This is a genomic window from Mesobacillus sp. ABV4_180 (assembly GCF_056158485.1).
Genome location: NZ_JBSWTJ010000001.1, coordinates 729,520 through 747,553, shown reverse-complemented (window position 1 = coordinate 747,553; position 18,034 = coordinate 729,520). Strand labels below are relative to the sequence as shown.

Below are 18,034 nucleotides of genomic sequence, written 5' to 3'. Positions count from 1 at the left end.
AAGGAAACCTTTCTCTCCAAACCTTTCATATGAATCACTTCAGCGTTTGTGACAATGTTTGGGTTGTTCCTTCCGGATCATAGCAATGTCAAAACCCTGCTCAATAAAGATTTGCGATGGTGTTTTTCTTTTTGCAATCCTTAACTGCTTTTAGCTTAAACCCAGGACTATAGGAGATTGACCTTTCAGAAGCTCTAAATACATTAGGATTCTTCTCAAGCTCTTTAATTTGATATTCGTTAAAATATTCATACTCATGATATCCTCCTCCCATATTTATTAAATATATTGCAACACAAAAAAACCGGATAGGAGCACTTTTTTATCAGTGTCTTCTATCCGGAATATCAACTATTAATAAAGTTCCATTAATAAATTGTTGGAATACTTCCAAACACATCATATTTTTAAAATTATTTATTAATCCCTGTCCTAATAATTCTCGCAGGATTCCCACCAACTATACAGTTGCTTGGTACATTTTTTGTTACAACACTTCCTGCAGCAATAATAGAATTTTCTCCTACAGTGACGCCTTTCATAATCATTGATTGCGAACCTATCCAAACATTGTCACCTATTTTAACGGGCAAGATTTTCCCTGGTGACCTTCTTCGATTATGTGGGTCGATTTCATGAAAATCAGAATCGTATATTGTAACCCTATCACCTATTAAACATTTTTTCCCAATCTCAATTTTATTTAATGCCCTTATACAAACGTCGTTACTTATGGAAGTTTTATCTCCAATAGATATTATCGAATTTAATGTCTCAGCACAAATTAATTCATGAAACCCATAAAAATGAGAAGAAAACTGGTATCCAAATTCAACATCGTTACCTATGATTACGTTCCCTTGTCCATTAAAAATTGCATTTTGATAAAACAATACATTTTGCCCTAATTTAATATTCTCAGGAATCGTCACTTGATAATTATTTAATAGTGTTTGTTTCCTGTCTTCAACTTTATCTTTCTGCACGAAAGTATCTTTTTTATTTAATTTATATTCAGTATCATCTTTTGAAAATGTTTTATTGGTCTTTTCATGTAAAAATTTTAATCTATTAATAATTTTATCTATTGCAATATCCCAAGTAAAGTCCTTCACTATTCTTTTTCTAGCCTCTTCACCCTTCTTTTCAAGAGTGAACCTTGGCAGATTGTAAATATCCATAAGAATACTTGAAAGTGCCTCTTTGTCTGCTATTGCTACATATGGGTTTGATACTGTTTCTATGTCACCTACAAACTTATCTTCAAAATGACCAATTCTGGCAGGAATTAAAAAACTATTCTCGTTATCACAAAAGTCTAAAGCTGCTCCAAAGTTTGTTACCACCACCGGTTTTCCACATGCCATTGCTTCTGTAATTGGCATTCCAAAACCTTCTCCACGGTAAGGGTGTACAAGACAGTCAATAGATCGGTATAGAGTTGCCATTTCATCTTCACTAAAGTCTTCGTTCAAGTAAATTATCTCTGGACTTTCTGGTCTTTGTTGAAGCTCATTAATATAAGATGACATAGTTTGTCCCTTGTAAAATGAGTTTGCCCCATGGTCTTTTATAATCAATGTGACATCATCAATGTTAGTAAACGTATTTATATAAGCTTCTAACAGAATATCTATACCCTTTCTCCAAATAGTTCCACCGACAAATCCTAACTTTAACTTCTTGTTTGTTGCCAAGGACATTTTTTCACCGTCTGGTTTATAAAGGTCTGTATTCACTCCATTAGGGATAACATATACCTTGTTTTCTGGGATACCCGAATCAACAAAACACTTTTTGTTATAGTTACTAGGTACCCATATTTCATCCACATCATCTCTCATAGGGACTACCCAATCTTTTGGAATATAACCATACTCCCATGGTTGGATAATTACCCATTTGCCTTTTTTGGGGGCATTAAAGTTCGGTGGCCATTGATGACGAATGTGAAAATCAATATTAGATGGTTCATCTTGTATAACATGGGTTGAAAAATGATTAGTAATATCCAGGCTTGATTGTTGTTGCGAATCCAAAGGTTTTAGGTATAAACTATGAACTGTTTTTTTAATAAGCTTTAGTGCAATTTCTTGATTGACTTTAGAAAGACTACTACTACTAAATATTGTACCTTCCAACAAGATATTAAATTTCTGACTTGTAAGTCTTCCATCATTATTTATAATACCTAAATCCGTCCACTTTTCAGTTAAATACTCTAAATTTTTCTGAGATATTGTTCTACTTAACATACTAGGTTCGGTTGCAGAGGATTTGCTTCCATGATGAATGAGACTTGCAGGAATTACTTTGTTAGAAAAACCGTGATAAAACGACATTACTGAATAATCATCGTCGTCATGCCAATACAACCCTAGGTTTTCATCAAATAAACCAACTTTTTCTATTAAATTTCTGGTTGTAAACATGCAATATCCTGTTATAATATCTGCCTTTCCGTATTCGATTTTTTGTAATGATCTAGTCGGCGGAATTACCTTTATATCATACCCCTCTACTCCAATAATCCCCAGAGAGTTATCGTTATTTAACTCTTCATAAAAAGGGAAAAACCACCCCTCACTAACTTCTATGTCATTATCAAAAAAAACTACATAGTCATTCAATTTACAATTTGAAATTAAGTAATTTCGACCACCCGGTACTCCTAAATTAGTATTACTTAGCAAGACATCAATATCTTCTGCATTACTGATGCTTTTTAAATAATCCCTTGTTTTATCTGTGGAGCCATTATCTAATAAATGAATTTTGTAAGGAACTTTCGTATATTTTCTTATACTATCTACACAACGCTTCGTATATTCAACAGCATTAAAACATATTATACAAAGAGACAATGAAGGCATATCATCAAAATTTTCTATCTCAACAAGATTTTGTATATCAATTAGAAGACCTTTCACCTCATCAATTAAATGTTGATCATTAGTATGTTGAAGGACTTGGTGATAATAATATTGGGCCATTAAGTAATTTTTTTTCATGTTATTCAGGTAACCCAGATTAAATAAAATATCTTCATTCTGATTATTAATATGCATACCTTTTAGTAAGGCTTCCTCAGCACCTTTTAAATCTCCTAAATAAAGAAGTGTTACCCCTTTCAAAGAAGCTATCTCTAAATCAATACCATTAATATTAACATATTCATTTATAATGTGAATGGCCTCATTTAATTTGCTTGTTTCTATTAACAGTTTTATATTTTCTATTATTTTATTTTTATAAGAAAGCATGTTATCACTACTATTTTCTTGCTGTTCCATTTGATAGCGCCTCACTAACATCTCAATCCCTCTTTTTACTAGCGGAAATTGTTTTATTGCTTCTTTAATAAAATAAAAGTATTTTAAGGTGTCTTCTTCACTAATTTTTTTTGCATTCATCATATATATAAAGAAGGCTTCCTCATCATTTTTTATATCTTGCAAATAAAAATTTTCAATTACATTTAAATGATAAATCTCTGACATATATTGATATCCCAATTCAAGATATATATTAAAAATGATTTCGTATTTATGGTCAGTTAATTCGTTTATTGAAAGAATATATCTGCATAGTAGCTTAAGAAATCTTACATCATAGAAATTTTCAGGAGTATCATAAGTAGTAATATATTCAAATAAAATATCACTCAGATCCTCATATCTTGAAATCAAGTATTCAAAATAACTATTTATCTGATTTTCCTTTAAGTTCCCTAATTTATCCCCCAGTGGAATGTTTCTCTTCATGGCATAGTATAAAATATCAGCAAAGTAATTAGGTAAATTAGAAAAATCCAAATTATTGATTTCAAATGAGCCTTTATTATTATTATCAAGAATCAGTAAACGAATTTTATTTAAGAAGCTATAAGTATCATCACCATTTGAGAATACTTGAAAAATCTCTTTTTTTTCTATTTTTGTAACATTAAATATTATATTTTCTAATTGACTGTATATATATGGTCTAATTTCATTATATTTTTCTGATTTAAAATTTTCCACGATTTCATATAACTGTTGATATTTGTTTATATGAATGTATGAACTGATTACAACGTTAATGACTAACTTTATATAAGAAGGTTGGTTTATATTGTGGAACAACTCTATAACTTTTTCATAACTTTCTGTCAAATAATATAATAAGCTTAAATTTACATAGGCATCTTCTGCTAATCCCATTGTAAAGTGTACAAAAGTAGTATCTAATCTTCCTACTTCATTATCAAAGTTTTCTAATGTTCTTAAGAACAATAAATAATTTTCAATTGCTTCATTATTCTTATTTAAACTTGCTTGAGCTTTCGCAAGGTAATAATAAAAGTCTGGATACCCACCTTTAGTCAGGTTAATCACTTCTAGACATATATTTTCTACATCAGATTGTCTATTGTTTAAAACATAGGAAATAGTTAAATCAGAGTACACATACATATGTTGCCTTAAGTCCAATCTCTTCTTTTTTGCTACTTTATATGCTTTCAAACTTACTTCTAGTGCATTCCTATAATCTTTATACATTGAGTATGTATTAAAGAGCTGATGTAACATGTATATATTTTCTGGATCTTTAGTTAATTCATTTTCAATTAATTCTTTGTTACGCTTAAACTTTCTTTCCATTAACATATTATCAGTAGCTAAGTATCCGTAATGCAATAAGGACGCTTCTATCAATGTAATTGGTTTCTTTTTGTTTGGCTGTTCATGAATACTTCCAACAAACTTAAAGTCCTCAGTATTTCGGAAAAGCCTAGGAATAATCGTTGTATTATAGCTTGTATGATCTTGAGATTCTCTAGTAACATTCTTTATATGTATATAAGCCGTATTGAAATCCTTTTGTATATTATTCTTAAAAAAATCAATAATAGAATTGGGATTTTCAATTATCTCGTCACCATCTAAAATAAATACCCATTCTCCACTTGCATAGTCCAACGATATATTTCTCATCTCAGCAAAATCATTTGTCCAGTTATGAATATAAACTTTATCTGTATATTTTTTGGCAATATTAACAGTATCATCCTCAGATCCAGTATCGACAATTATAATTTCACATGAAATAGACTTTCTAATTGGATCAATACTCTTCAATACTCTCTCCAGGTATTTTGATTCATTTTTTACCATCATTGTAAAACTTAGCTGTACCATAAAATCCTCCATATTGTCTAATATTAGATAACTATCGTAAATATGTGTTCAGATGGTTGAATTAAATAAGGGATATGAAAGAACCGGGGACTTATGAAGATATTTTGAGATATGTAAAAACAGCTAAAACTCATTAGTATCTTTTTGGTTTCAACTAGTAATTAACTTCAAAACCCACCGAATAGAGTTTTTTTAACATCTCGCAGGTACCTTTTAACAAAAATAATATATCATTATAACCGTTATCGTTTATCTAATGCTCTAGTCTAATTGGACTAAAATTCTTACATACAAATTAAATAGAAAAATTACAAGTAGGAAGAATACCCTGGACTAAGATTTTTGATATAAGGATTAAAAAGAGGGGATCTTATTATCACTTGCTGTGATTTTAGATCCCCCTTTTCATTAGTTAATAATCTGTAATATTAACGTAATAACTGAAGTACACCTTGTGGTTGTTGATTTGCTTGAGCCAACATAGCTTGCGCTGCTTGAGATAGGATTGAGTTCTTAGTTTGGCTCATCATTTCTTTTGCCATATCCACATCACGAATACGAGACTCCGCAGCTGTTAGGTTTTCAGCTGATGTACCAAGGTTGTTAATTGTATGTTCTAAGCGATTTTGGTTTGCACCTAGTTTCGATCTTTCTGCAGATACTTTATCAATCGCTTCTTGAATTTTTGTTACAGCACTTGCAGCATTAGTATGAGTAGAAACATCAAGAGCTTGTTCAGTTGTTAGATTACTTGTTCCATCAGTTACTGCTAAATCAGGATTTGTAGTACCAACAGTTGAAATACCTAGATTTACAGCTCTCATGTCAGTAATTTCAAGGGACAGGCTTTGATTTTGGTTAGCACCAATCTGGAATGAAAGTGCTTGTCCTTCGTTTCTACCACCAGTTAATTCAAAAGAGTCAGTTGCAGCAGCTACTGTTACTGCAGTTACATCGATTGTTGTACCTCCAGTAACTGTAAAATCACTCATGCTTACTCCAGCTGGAGCATTTGTAGTTGTCGCATTTTGGATTAGGGTTTCAATGTCAGAAGCAGTAACGTTTGTTGCAGTACCTGTTAATGTCACTGTTAATGTATCTCCAGCTGCATTAAATGAAGCTCCTGCTGTTGTACCTTCACTGAACTCAATCTTAATATTACCAATTGCTCCATTTGTCACTCCAGAACTAACAGTAAATCCTGCTTGTCCTCCAATAGTTGCGTTGGCGATAGTTGCACCTGTTCCATTAAAATTAGTATCCTTATCACCATTCAATAACTTTTGAGTATTGAACTCAGTTGTGTTACCAATTCGATTGATTTCTGAAGTCAGAGAATTAATTTCTTTTTGGATTTCGCCACGGTCTTCTTTAGTGTTAGTATCGTTAGCAGCTTGTGTAGCAAGCTCACGCATACGCTGTAGAATGTCGTGCGTTTCGTTTAAAGCACCTTCTGCAGTTTGAATTAATGAAATAGCATCTTGTGAATTTTTAGAAGCCATATCTAAACCACGGATTTGTCCACGCATTTTCTCAGAGATTGCTAGACCAGCAGCGTCATCTCCAGCACGGTTGATACGAAGACCTGAAGATAATTTTTCCATTGATTTTGATTGTGCGCCTGAAGCACTGTTTAACTTGTTGTAAGTGTTAAGTGCAGCAATATTGTGATTGATTCTCATTGCTTGTTTTCCTCCTTGAATTTGTTGTTCACGTCCTTGTGAACAATTGGTTTATTTGTCTGAGTTAATAAGGTCGGCCGCCCTTATTTCTCTTACATTAGTTTTATCGTCTTCATAAATAGATGTTTAATAGGTTTTAGAATTTTTTTCTTTAACTTTTTTTATTTTTCATAAATTGGATCATTGTTGAAATGTCCTTGGAAGCTTGTTCGTTTTCATTCTGGATTTGTTCCAGGATTTCTTTCCTGAAAACGTCAATATTTTTTGGTGCTTTGATGCCGATTTTGACTTGGTCATTTTTTGAAGAAATGACAGTAATCTCGATATCATCTCCTATTTTGATGCTCTCACCATTTTTTCTTGTAAGTACTAACATCTATAATCACCCCTGTACTTTTGTTTTTTCAAAGATTGGGTGTTTTGAACTGTATTTTTCGTTATGCAAAATTACTTGTTTAGCTTTACGATTCTTTGTATTGATAATCACTGGTGCTTGTAAATTTGCCGTTGTTTTTTCAAAAGGATCTTGCACAGTTAAAATTGAATAAACAATAACATCCTTTTCATCTACCAACATAAGCTCATCTACAACTGAGTCTTCCAGTTTGAAATCATATTCCTTAAAAAAGTTAAATGGATTGGAAAGTACAAAAGCAAGCTGTCCATTTATAACAGACTGCATGACATAAAAAGTTTTGTCATCTGATAAAGGAATCAGGATAAATTCGTTCTCATCAGGAAAACCTGGAATAGCTTTTTCAAAGTTTAGAATTTCATCCGAATTAATTTCTAATTCTCCATGATACTTTGTTACGATTTTCATTATTCAATCTCCTTTAAATAGATTGTTCATAATTAATTCCGACATATTTAAGATTTTCAAAATCTATTTTTAGTGATGGGTAATCCTTTAAGCTCACTTCTACTTTACCAGGAGAGTAATTAACAACAGGCTTATTAGTCGCGCTTTCGATAATTGGCTTGTTAACCTTCCAGTTGATATCTACTTTCCCCGGATTATACCCTATTTTCACTCCTCCAGCTGATGGAATCCATCCAATACTGAATTCTAGCTTTGGCGACTCACTATTCCTTTTTGCCTGATCAGCAATTTGATGTCCTCCATTTTCAATCATCATCATTTCATCTCCATCCTGAGAAACACGGGCAAGCCCTGAAAGCCAATCCTGATATCCCTGCTGGGAGAATTCTTCAATCCGTTTAGAGATATTTTTAAGGTCCATATCTTCCCTAGCTTTTGACTGATCGATTGTTAATTTTGACGGGGTCCTATTGATGTTCATTTCAGAATTAGGTTGCTCGATGCTCAATTCCGCTTTAGGCTGTTCAATATCAAGCTTGGCATTGTATGTATGGATTTCAGTTTGCGCAAAGGTTGATTGTAATCTAATCTGTGGGAGTTGCATATTAATCTCCTCCTAGAAAAAAAAGCTATTCCCAATGAGAATAGCTTATCTTAAAAAGTCTAATAGTGTCGGTTGCAGAATCCGAGCGCCAACTCCTAGTGCTGCACGGTGGACACTTTCCTGAGTTTTCAAGTCAGTGATGACCCTTTCGATGTCTGCATCTTCATTATCCGACAGAACTCGATTCGCCATAACTTCCTGTTGGGCAATCCTGTCGTCAACCATTTCCAGACGATTGTAACGAGCACCTAGCTCTGAGCGTTCAGCAGAGAGTGTGTCCATTACCCCATCCAATCTCTTCAAAAGATCATCCAGTTCTCCAGGCTTGTCATTCTCCAAGGCATTCTGGATTTCATGAACAGTACTAAATAATTCAGTATTAAATACATTAGCTGGATCAATGTTAGCTCTTAATGAGACTCCACGGGAAACCTCAATTTTATAATCTTTTATATTATCATTAGTCAAATTTCCAGCTACAGTCGGTGGATTCCCTGCAATAGCTGGCGGGTTCGCTGTATCCGTTCCATGGAAAATATATCTGCCTGAAACCTGAGTGTTAGCAACCTGAACAAGATCATTTTTAATCTGTTCCACTTCACGGGCAACTGCATCTCGATCAGTAGGACTTAATGAACCATTTTTACCCTGGATAACAAGTTCACGAACCCTTTGAAGACCATTATTCGCCTGTTCAAGCCCTGCTTCAGAATTCTCCATCCATAAATAAAGTTCTGAAAGGTTTCTCTTATACTGTTCTACTTCTGTTAAATTCGAACGGTAGAACATTCCTTTCATTGCAACAACAGGGTCATCAGATGGTTTTGTAATCTTCTTTCCTGTCGCAAGCTGGTCCTGATATTGTCCCATCCTGCGATAGCTTTCACTTAAATTTCTTAATGAATTGGAAGAAAGCATTGATTGAGTTATGCGCATTTCATTTCACCTATCTTCCTACGGTTCCCATGCCGTTTATGATCTTATCGAGCATTTCGTCCTGGAGTGTAATCATTCGTGCTGATGCGTTGTAGGCATGTTGGAACTGGATCATATTTGTCATTTCTTCATCTAATGATACGGAGCTAACTGACTTACGGCGCCCCTCGACGGCTTCTCTTAATGAACCACTATTTTGTGTAAGCCTGACTGCCTCCTGTGAAAGAACAGCCATTCCACCGATTACACCCTCATAGTAATTCCGGAAGTTCGCAAGCTCATCGTCAGTGGTAACTCCAGGGGTTAGGTCGTCTACATACTCATAAGAATTGTTAAAAATATCTGCAAGAGCTAAAACGTTTGAAGAATCACCAACAGTAGCATCTACATAGTTCTGACCATTTGAATCAGTTTTTACTACCCCTTGAGCAGTAGCAATATTATCAAGACTGTTGTGAATCGCTTTAGACAATTCAATCCTGCTTGCAAAGCCCTTGCGTTGAATGGTAGTGTTCTCCGAATCTGCAAAAAAAGCATTCCCTGCTTTTTGTTTATTTAAAATATCATTTGGACTTACGCCAGTCTCGTGAACCTTATTGAATTCAGCAGCAAATGTATAAGCCAAATCATCGAGCTTAGTGAGCATATCAGGGTATACACCCGTAACTTTACCACTGTTCTCATATCCATATGAATCTACTAAAGCCTTAAGTTTCCCTGTAGAATTCATCTCTGTAAAATTAAAGCTTGATTGACCAATTGTAACAGTTTTAACAGACTCATCCATTCCGTCGTAGTTTACTTTCACTTGGTTAAATCGGTCACCGCTAACCAGGATGCCAAGTTCCTTGCCACTGTCGCTGACCATTTTAATGACAGCCTGTCCATCGGCAATATCTAAGGCTCCTTTTCCAGAACTCAAGTAATCTACTTTGATATTCACCATTGATGATAATTCATCAATTAAACGATCGCGCTCATCGTAAAGATCATTCGGCAGGTATTGATGTGGTTCCACATCTGAAATTTGACCGTTGATTTTACTGATTTGATCAAGGATCGAGTTGATCGATTTTTCCGTTACAGTTATTTCATTTTTCAAATCGTTTTTAATTGAGGATAATGAGTTATGCAGGTAGTTGAAGGTTTCCGCAACTGCTACCCCACGTTGGCGTACAACAGATCGGGCTCCCGGATTTGTCGGATTAACCGCTAAGTCCTGCAATGATTGCCAGAATTGATCCATGGTCTTGGACAACCCTGCATCAGAAGGCTCGTTTAAAACTTCTTCAAGCTTAGTGTAAGCCTCTGCCCTTGTTTCCCAATAACCCAGCTTATTGTTTTCACTCCGATACTGAACATCAAGAAAACTTTCTCTTACCCTTTGAATCGATCCCGCCTTTACACCAGAACCCACCTGCCCTGGAATCTGCGGTCGATTTAATGATGCTGATGGATAAGGTTCAGTCTGCTCAAAATTTATGCGCTGGCGTGTATATCCTGGTGTGTTGGCGTTAGCAATATTGTGTCCAGTTGTATGTAAAGCGCTCTGCTGCGTGAACATACCGCGGCGCGCTGTTTCTAATCCCATAAAGGTTGAACGCATTTTCGTTCCTCCAATTGTTATGCTTTTGAGTTAAACATGCCTGATTGCACCGGCTGATTTTTCTTGCCCGTAGGTGGTCCATAATTAATATCTTTTTCCTGCGGCATGACAAGGCTTTTAGAAAAATTAATGAACTGTAATGATTGATGAATGAGCTGTTGGTTTAACTCATTGCGAGCCTTAATTTCCGAAATCACATTTAACAGTTCATCTTTCACTTTAATAAGTGTCTCTTTTTCCGAAGGGTCTGCCAATTCTGCAATCTCCTGTAAGGATGGATTGTCAGCTGTCGGGAAAATAACCTTGGCAAAAGTAAGCCTCTCCTGCTCAAGCTTATTAATCCCGGCCATATGGGCTTGCTCATTTTTCAAAAGCTCATTTAGGGCAACCGTGTCTCCTTTTTTAACTATGACAGTTTTTGTCATCGTTAATTCATAAAGACTCTTATGCATTTGGAGCATTTTGTTCATGATGGTAATAAGAGATTGTGAAGACATGGGCCGCCCTCCTTCTAGGCATAAAGAAACACTCGCCTTCAGGACGAGTATTCCTTCTATTTTTTATTGTAGAAATTGATAATGCTCTTTGCTGTTTCCTGAGGATCCAATTTATAAGTACCGTTTTCAACCTGAATTTTCAGTTCCTCAACTTTTTGCTGGCGCTGGACGGATACTTGGGAAAGTTGTTGCATTTCCTTCGCAGTTGAAGAAATTTCAACTTTATCAGCCTTTTTATTTTGTGTGTTTGCTGCTGCATCTAATTTGTTCATCTGGCGTTTGTATGGATTGATCCCTGATGGGCCTATATTGTTTATTTTCATTTCTAACCCTCGCTTTCTGAACGATTCTATTAGTATTATCGGCAAGCAAAAAGAGTTATTTAATAAATCTTTTTACCTAATCTCTATGGGTGAAAAAAGTAGCAGAGCGTTTAGAAATTTCACGTTTGCGCTGCTCCTCATGTTCATGAACTTGCAAATCCGCTTTTATCGCTCCAACACAAGATTCACAAAGTCTGCCTGTACGTATGACTGATCCGCATTTATCACATGGGTAGCCCAGATTTGGGAACTGTGTGATTTGAAGTTTTCCAGTTTTAACAAACTTTAAAATAAGTGTTTCTGAAACAGCCGTCGCTTCAACTACCTGAAGAATCGTCGCTGTCCGATTTTCACGTTTTTTCATGAATTTTGATACTGTATCATAGGACGTCTGTTCTTTTTTCCAGCATTTTTCACATATATCTCTAAATTTATTTTTAACAAAGATTTCTCCGCAATCAGGACAATTCGTAAGATCCAATGTCCTTCCTCCTCTAATTTTATCATATACTGTCATCGCGCCAAAGTAAGAGAACATACCTTTGCAGCTCCGTTTTCCTTCAACAGCTTGGCCGCATGACGCAGTGTCGAGCCTGTAGTATATATATCGTCAATAAGTAAAATTGTTTTACTTTTGATCTCAATACCATCGGCCAATTTGAATACTTGCTCTAAGTGAATTCTTTCCGACCGTGATTTTTTTGACTGTTTTTCTGTATGAATTCTTGAGAGCAAGTGCGTCTGTTCGAAGCCCGCTGCCTTGATGACTGCTTCTGCCTGGTTAAAGCCTCGTTCGTAAAGGCGTTCGTCACTCAAGGGAATGGGTGCAATGTAATCATATCGGAAAGCTTGCAAAGCCTTCTGAAGATCTTCCGCAAAAATCTCCGCTAGAAAATAATCGCCACGAAATTTGAACCTTGCCACCACTTCCTTTGTAAAATCAGAATAGCTATACAGTGAGCGGTTCTGATCCAGACTTCCGCTCCATCGCTCGTCTTCCTCCCACCGCTTACAATCGAGGCAGACATTCCCCTCACGATATTCCGAATCCAGAAATGCGAATGGCCGACCGCAGATATCACATATCTCACCTGTAATCGTGGTAAAATTGGCGTTACATTTCGCGCAGATCTTTTGGATTGCTTCATTTCCGAAAAGAGCGTTCCAGGATACCACAGGTTCCATCTCTTCATGGCATAGCAGACAATGAGCACCCTTCCTCATATTCATAGGTCAATCAGTCCTTTCTTCAGACCTTCCTTGTTCATCAACATGATTTGTTTGCGTGCACTAATCATTGCTTCTGTCTTCCCATAATGAAAAAACACCACATCTCCAGTCGGGTACTCCGCGCTCCTGCCAGCTCGCCCGGCAATTTGCACAAGCGCGCTCTCGGTAAAAATCCTATCATCAGTGCCAATTACAGCCACATCGATGTTCGGGAACGTGACCCCGCGTTCGAGGATCGTCGTTGTCAGCAATAATGGGATTTCTTTATTCCGCATCTTCATGACTTTTTCTTTTCTGTCAGGGACTTCAGCATGGACCGATTCAATCAGAGGGTTCATTTTTCGGAGAATGTTGAGGATTTTTTCCATAGAGGCAATTTTCGGAGCAAAAACAAGCGCTTGTTTTCCGCTGGTGATTTTTGTTTCAATCCACTTTAATACATTAGTAGGCAACCTTCCCTTTGAAAGCTTCTTTTCCCAGTTGCCCGACCATTCCAATCTCGGTACCGGAAGCGGATGGCGATGGAAGCGGGCAGGAATAGTAACATAATCTCTTTTTCCGAGCCGGCATTCTTTTTGCCACTGTTTGTTCGGGGTTGCGGTTAAATAAATCAAAGCGGAGTCTGGTTTCCTGGATTGCTGGACGGCGTATTGAAGGGTTTCATCCATCGAGTATGGAAATGCATCGACCTCATCAACAATGATGACATCGAATGTGCGGTAAAAGCGGAGCAGCTGTTGCGTGGTCGCAATCGTGAGCTGGGCATATTCATGGCGATCCTCACTCCCGCCATAAAGCGCGGCGATTTTTATATCAGGGAATACTTTTCGAAGTCGAGGGGCAAGTTCAAGGACTACATCTGTCCTTGGTGTGGCCAGGCAAACTCTTTTACATGTGGTTAAAGCCTGGGAAATCCCCGCGAATAACACTTCGGTTTTTCCTGCGCCCGCCACTGCCCAAACAAGCAGTTCAGTTGAATTTTTTACCGCATCAACAACTCTTTGAGACGCGGATTGTTGTCCTTCTGATAATTGCCCTTCCCATTGTAGCGGATGAACATTAACAGGGAAGCCCGGTTCAGGCCCAACCCAGCTCAAAAGCGGCGAACATCCGCTAACCCTTCCCATCATCAAACACTTCCTACAATAAACATCCATCTCACCACAACGAGCACACGGAAACTCCGCAAACCAGCTCTCATCCCTCGTGCCGCATCTCGTGCACGAAACATGGGGACGGTTCTCGTGTTTCTCGATTCCCTTTCGATAAACCAGATAACCATTTTCGTAATGCTGTTGGATTTCTTCCAGAGAAAACGGGAGATCTTCTAATAGAAGCTGTTTACCGGAAAGTATTTTTTGCAGTTCAGGATTATGTGGAAAAGATAGATTTGCGGATAGTTTGGGGACACCTGGGGTATTTGAGATGGTGAATGACTCTTCATCAACAGAAAATTCTAACTTGGGGATTAACTTGCCGCTCTTTATTAAGAATCTCAATTTTAATCACAGCCTTCTGGGGATAAGTTTGTGGATAAACATGATAACTTGTGTATAATGTGGGTTATTTTGTTAGTAAGTATGTTTTTATGGGGATGTAAGCGGTTTTACCTGTGGATAATATTACTGAAGTGGATAAACTCTGTTGATAATCGGTGTTTTTGTTGATAACTTGTGTATTTATGTGGATAAAGGTGAAAACGCCAAATCGATAGCATGAATTCGGCGCTTTCTCATAGATGTTAAAACGTTTCTGTAGTTATTTCTTATACCATCCCATACCCATCGAGCCTTCACCAAGGTGTGTGCCAATGACTGGACCGAAATAGCTAAGCATGAATTCCACATTAGGGAACCGGCCTTCGAGCTCGCTTTTCCACTCGAGTGCTTCTGCTTCACGATTCGCATGAATCACGACCGCGCGATACTCCCCGCCGCCATTCTCATCTTCGGCAAGCAGTTCAACCACACGGTTCAATGCTTTTTTCCGCGTACGGATTTTTTCAAATGGGACAATTTTTTTATCCTCGAAATGCAGCAAAGGTTTTACCTGCAAAAGACTTCCAATCAGAGCCTGTGCACTCGATAACCGTCCGCCGCGCTGGAGGTGGCTTAAATCATCTACCATGAAGTAGGCGGTAGATGATTTTTTGATTTGATGCAGTCGTTCCACGATCATTTCAGGATCGACACCTTGTCCAGCCAACTCGGCCGCTTCTAATGCATAAAAGCCCTGCACCATTGCACTGACTTCAGAATCAAAGGTATATACCTTGATTCCTTCCACCATCTCGCCCGCGCTCACAGCACCCTGGTACGTGCCGCTGATCCCGCTGGAAAGATGGATGCTGATGACCGCATCGTACTCCTTGGAGAGTTTTTCAAAAAGCTGGACGAACTCCCCGATCGGAGGCATAGACGTCGTTGGAAGCTCACGCTGCTTTACTTCCTTATAGAAATCCTCCGCACTGATGTCTAATTCTTCTCTATATGTTTCATTATCAAAAATCACGCTTAACGGAATCATGTGGATATTCCATTTCTCCCGCAAATCCTTCGGGATGTACGCAGTACTATCCGTGACAACTGCCGTTTTCATTATCAGATTACCATCCTTATGATTTTCTCTACTGTATGTACATTCCCCATTTTATATGAACTTCAGACAAAATGCATTATTTAGAAAAAAAAACTCCTTGAAAGATGCGGAGGACCATTATTGTATTTACTTTTCTCCTTCGCTGAAATAATTTCGGACAACACAGCTTGAGCCCGCTTAACCTCCTCCCCAAATTAAATACCAATAAATAAAAAAAACGCTGGCAATCGATTGCACAGCGTCGCAAAATTAAGAGACATATTGGTTAATCAAATCCTCTAGTCCTCGGCTATCGATTTCCTCTATAAGCATTTCAATGAAGGTAACATCTAAATTCAATAGAGTAGCCTTTTGATAAGCTTCTAATAACTTTTCGTCTGTGAGTTCCCATAGAGAAGAAATTTTGACCACCCCTTCGTACGATTTATTGTTCCCTTATTATATCGAAAATTATTAAGTTTTTGTAAATCTGCGGAGGTTTTTTTGTCGCTTTTTTCCAGCAAAAAGCGACAAAAAACCACATCCGTCTTTCGACAAATGTGGTTCCTCAAATTACCTTACTTCAACCCAGCCGTTCTTAATCGCAACGACTACAGCCTGGGTACGATCGTTTACGTTCATTTTTTGCAAGATATTGCTTACGTGATTCTTAACGGTTTTTTCACTGATAAACAGCGCTTCCCCTATGCCTCTATTGCTCTTTCCGTCTGCCAGCAGCTGCAGGACTTCGCATTCGCGGCGTGTCAGCAAGTGAAGCGGGCGACGAATTTCAACTGGGGATATGTACTTATCTGAACCACCCTCATCAGCAGAAAGTCGGCGGTATTCCTTAACTAAGTTGTGAGTAACTCGCGGATGCAGGTATGAACCGCCATCAGCTACTATTTTAACTGCATCAATCAATGCATCAGCATCCATTTCTTTTAACAGATAGCCTGTAGCTCCTGTTTTAAGGGCATGAGTCACATAGTTTTCATCGTCATGGATGGATAAAATGATGACTTTTGAATTAGGATATTCTGCAATCAGCTCTCCTGTTGCCTCCACCCCATTGGTAGTAGGCATATTAATGTCCATGATCACCACATCAGGCTGATACTGTTCAACCAGCTGGATTGCTTCACTGCCATCGTCACCTTCTGCTACTACCTGGAATGATGGTTCAAAATCGAGAATTCGTTTTACCCCTTCTCTGAATAGTTGATGGTCGTCAATAATAACAATCTTTGTTGTCATATCCTTCGCCTCCCATACGGCTTCTATCTCTATTTTTTCTTTTTATACTTCTTTTTCTTTTTATACTTCATTTTACAAATTAATAGGAATCTGAATGATGATTAAAGTGCCAGTTCCGATTTTGGAATGGATGGACAATTCTCCCTCAAGCAGTTCGACTCTTTCTCGAATGCCAAGCAGCCCAAATGACTCAGATTTCTTTTCATTGATGTCAAATCCTTTGCCATCATCCTTTATGACTACCATTACCAAGTCTCTCTTTATCTCCAGCTTCACCTGTATAAGAGAAGCCTCCGCATGCTTTAAAGCATTTTGAACGGATTCCTGAATCATGCGAAACAGCGCAACTTCATACTTTGCGGAGAGCCTTTTGTCCTCACCCATATTGGTGAATTGGATTCTGGTCGTCTTATGATACTCTTCGATTGTCTGCAAGTATTTTTTGAGGGTAGGCACTAAACCTAAATCGTCAAGAGCCATTGGCCTCAAATCGTAAATGATTCTTCGGACCTCATATAATGCTGACCGGACCATTTTTTTCATGTTCCTGATTTCACTGATTGCCTCACTTGCCCCTCGTTCCTTATAGACCTTCTCAATCAAATCGGAACGCATCATGACGTTTGCCATCATTTGAGCTGGGCCATCGTGAATTTCACGTGACAATCTTTTTCGCTCATCTTCCTGAGCTTCAATGATTTTCAGACCAAAATCCTGTTTCTCTTTAGCCGTTTCAAGCGCCTCACCCATTTGACGGATATCACTCATCATATAATTCATGACGACCGAAATTTGGGATACTAGATGTTCGGCCCGTTCAATCGTTTCATTTAAACCGACTAATCTGCGCTCAAGATCATCCCGCTTCTCTCGCAGCTGCTTTTCCAATTGCCTGTTCATTGTAAGATCCATTTGCAGCTTATGCGCCACTTCATAGGCCTCACGAACTTGCCCTTCAGTATAATCTTTAAAATGTTTGCTCACTTCGGAAAGTCGGACCCTGGCTGCCCTTACCTGTGAATCCAGCTTATCGCCATCATTGATGATTTGCGCGACCTTCCTTTTAATCTCTCTTAATTCATTTGTAATAGACTCATAATCCGTCCGGCACTGTTCACCAATTCGGAAGATTTCGTCTTTACTGTTTCCAACCGTTTCGATCATTTTTTCCAAAATTAGATCTAGGGCTTTTGTGTCGAATTTTTTTATCGCCATATCAAAACTCCCCCAAGGGCGCCACTAAAAATATTTTAACTTTAAATTGAGAATGTTACTAATTTTCACCAATAAAACCATACCGATTTCCATAAAAATCGATA

16 protein-coding genes are annotated in these 18,034 nt (G+C 37.5%); all 16 read right to left on the bottom strand.

The features are described from left to right. Positions 1-413: 413 nt before the first annotated feature. Positions 414-5,180, bottom strand: a complete 4,767-nt coding sequence (locus tag ACXAEA_RS03655; RefSeq protein WP_475094581.1) for a glycosyltransferase — start codon at positions 5,178-5,180, stop codon at positions 414-416. A gap of 428 nt (positions 5,181-5,608) precedes the next feature. Then, entirely contained in the window at positions 5,609-6,862 is a 1,254-nt protein-coding gene (locus ACXAEA_RS03650) for a flagellin N-terminal helical domain-containing protein (RefSeq protein WP_475094580.1), read from the bottom strand. Between the two features lie 151 nt (positions 6,863-7,013). Next, entirely contained in the window at positions 7,014-7,238 is a 225-nt protein-coding gene (gene csrA / locus ACXAEA_RS03645) for a carbon storage regulator CsrA (protein WP_475094579.1), read from the bottom strand. Positions 7,239-7,244: 6 nt separating this feature from the next. Continuing rightward, positions 7,245-7,685 (bottom strand): flagellar assembly protein FliW, encoded by a 441-nt coding sequence (gene fliW / locus ACXAEA_RS03640; RefSeq protein WP_475094578.1) that lies wholly within the window; start codon positions 7,683-7,685, stop codon positions 7,245-7,247. 13 nt (positions 7,686-7,698) lie between these two features. Continuing rightward, on the bottom strand, positions 7,699-8,289 hold the full coding sequence (locus tag ACXAEA_RS03635; protein WP_475094577.1) for a DUF6470 family protein: 591 nt from the start codon (positions 8,287-8,289) through the stop codon (positions 7,699-7,701). Between the two features lie 45 nt (positions 8,290-8,334). Beyond that, positions 8,335-9,225 (bottom strand): flagellar hook-associated protein FlgL, encoded by an 891-nt coding sequence (gene flgL, locus ACXAEA_RS03630; RefSeq protein ID WP_475094576.1) that lies wholly within the window; start codon positions 9,223-9,225, stop codon positions 8,335-8,337. A gap of 10 nt (positions 9,226-9,235) precedes the next feature. Next, positions 9,236-10,831 carry a flagellar hook-associated protein FlgK gene (gene flgK, locus ACXAEA_RS03625; RefSeq protein ID WP_475094575.1) on the bottom strand — a complete coding sequence of 532 codons (1,596 nt, stop codon included), beginning with the start codon at positions 10,829-10,831 and terminating at the stop codon, positions 9,236-9,238. A 17-nt stretch (positions 10,832-10,848) separates the two neighbouring features. After that, positions 10,849-11,328, bottom strand: coding sequence for a flagellar protein FlgN (locus tag ACXAEA_RS03620; RefSeq protein WP_475094574.1), 480 nt, complete (start codon positions 11,326-11,328; stop codon positions 10,849-10,851). A gap of 56 nt (positions 11,329-11,384) precedes the next feature. After that, a complete protein-coding gene (flgM, locus tag ACXAEA_RS03615; protein ID WP_475094573.1) occupies positions 11,385-11,651 on the bottom strand; it encodes a flagellar biosynthesis anti-sigma factor FlgM in 267 nt (88 codons plus the stop codon). A gap of 76 nt (positions 11,652-11,727) precedes the next feature. After that, positions 11,728-12,132, bottom strand: a complete 405-nt coding sequence (locus ACXAEA_RS03610) for a TIGR03826 family flagellar region protein (protein ID WP_475094572.1) — start codon at positions 12,130-12,132, stop codon at positions 11,728-11,730. Positions 12,133-12,164: 32 nt separating this feature from the next. After that, entirely contained in the window at positions 12,165-12,881 is a 717-nt protein-coding gene (locus ACXAEA_RS03605) for a phosphoribosyltransferase family protein (protein WP_475094571.1), read from the bottom strand. Next, positions 12,878-14,380, bottom strand: a complete 1,503-nt coding sequence (locus ACXAEA_RS03600; RefSeq protein WP_475094570.1) for an ATP-dependent helicase ComFA — start codon at positions 14,378-14,380, stop codon at positions 12,878-12,880. The genes ACXAEA_RS03605 and ACXAEA_RS03600 overlap by 4 nt, the downstream gene beginning before the upstream one ends. 259 nt (positions 14,381-14,639) lie before the next feature. After that, positions 14,640-15,479: a DegV family protein gene (locus tag ACXAEA_RS03595; protein ID WP_475094569.1), complete on the bottom strand. Its 840-nt coding sequence runs from the start codon at positions 15,477-15,479 to the stop codon at positions 14,640-14,642. Between the two features lie 249 nt (positions 15,480-15,728). Then, entirely contained in the window at positions 15,729-15,890 is a 162-nt protein-coding gene (gene sda, locus ACXAEA_RS03590) for a sporulation histidine kinase inhibitor Sda (RefSeq protein ID WP_475094568.1), read from the bottom strand. Between the two features lie 141 nt (positions 15,891-16,031). Further along, positions 16,032-16,715: a response regulator gene (locus tag ACXAEA_RS03585; RefSeq protein ID WP_475094567.1), complete on the bottom strand. Its 684-nt coding sequence runs from the start codon at positions 16,713-16,715 to the stop codon at positions 16,032-16,034. A gap of 72 nt (positions 16,716-16,787) precedes the next feature. After that, complete coding sequence (locus ACXAEA_RS03580) at positions 16,788-17,930, bottom strand: sensor histidine kinase (RefSeq protein ID WP_475094566.1); 1,143 nt, start codon at positions 17,928-17,930, stop codon at positions 16,788-16,790. Between the last annotated feature and the right edge of the window lie 104 nt (positions 17,931-18,034).

Coding starts and splice junctions, on each gene's coding strand:
- csrA (WP_475094579.1), bottom strand. CDS start 7,238: ATGTTAGTACTTACAAGAAAAAATGGTGAGAGCATCAAAATAGGAGAT.
- flgK (WP_475094575.1), bottom strand. CDS start 10,831: ATGCGTTCAACCTTTATGGGATTAGAAACAGCGCGCCGCGGTATGTTC.
- flgL (WP_475094576.1), bottom strand. CDS start 9,225: ATGCGCATAACTCAATCAATGCTTTCTTCCAATTCATTAAGAAATTTA.
- ACXAEA_RS03620 (WP_475094574.1), bottom strand. CDS start 11,328: ATGTCTTCACAATCTCTTATTACCATCATGAACAAAATGCTCCAAATG.
- ACXAEA_RS03655 (WP_475094581.1), bottom strand. CDS start 5,180: ATGGTACAGCTAAGTTTTACAATGATGGTAAAAAATGAATCAAAATAC.
- ACXAEA_RS03605 (WP_475094571.1), bottom strand. CDS start 12,881: ATGAATATGAGGAAGGGTGCTCATTGTCTGCTATGCCATGAAGAGATG.
- ACXAEA_RS03580 (WP_475094566.1), bottom strand. CDS start 17,930: ATGGCGATAAAAAAATTCGACACAAAAGCCCTAGATCTAATTTTGGAA.
- ACXAEA_RS03585 (WP_475094567.1), bottom strand. CDS start 16,715: ATGACAACAAAGATTGTTATTATTGACGACCATCAACTATTCAGAGAA.
- flgM (WP_475094573.1), bottom strand. CDS start 11,651: ATGAAAATAAACAATATAGGCCCATCAGGGATCAATCCATACAAACGC.
- ACXAEA_RS03635 (WP_475094577.1), bottom strand. CDS start 8,289: ATGCAACTCCCACAGATTAGATTACAATCAACCTTTGCGCAAACTGAA.
- ACXAEA_RS03595 (WP_475094569.1), bottom strand. CDS start 15,479: ATGAAAACGGCAGTTGTCACGGATAGTACTGCGTACATCCCGAAGGAT.
- ACXAEA_RS03650 (WP_475094580.1), bottom strand. CDS start 6,862: ATGAGAATCAATCACAATATTGCTGCACTTAACACTTACAACAAGTTA.
- fliW (WP_475094578.1), bottom strand. CDS start 7,685: ATGAAAATCGTAACAAAGTATCATGGAGAATTAGAAATTAATTCGGAT.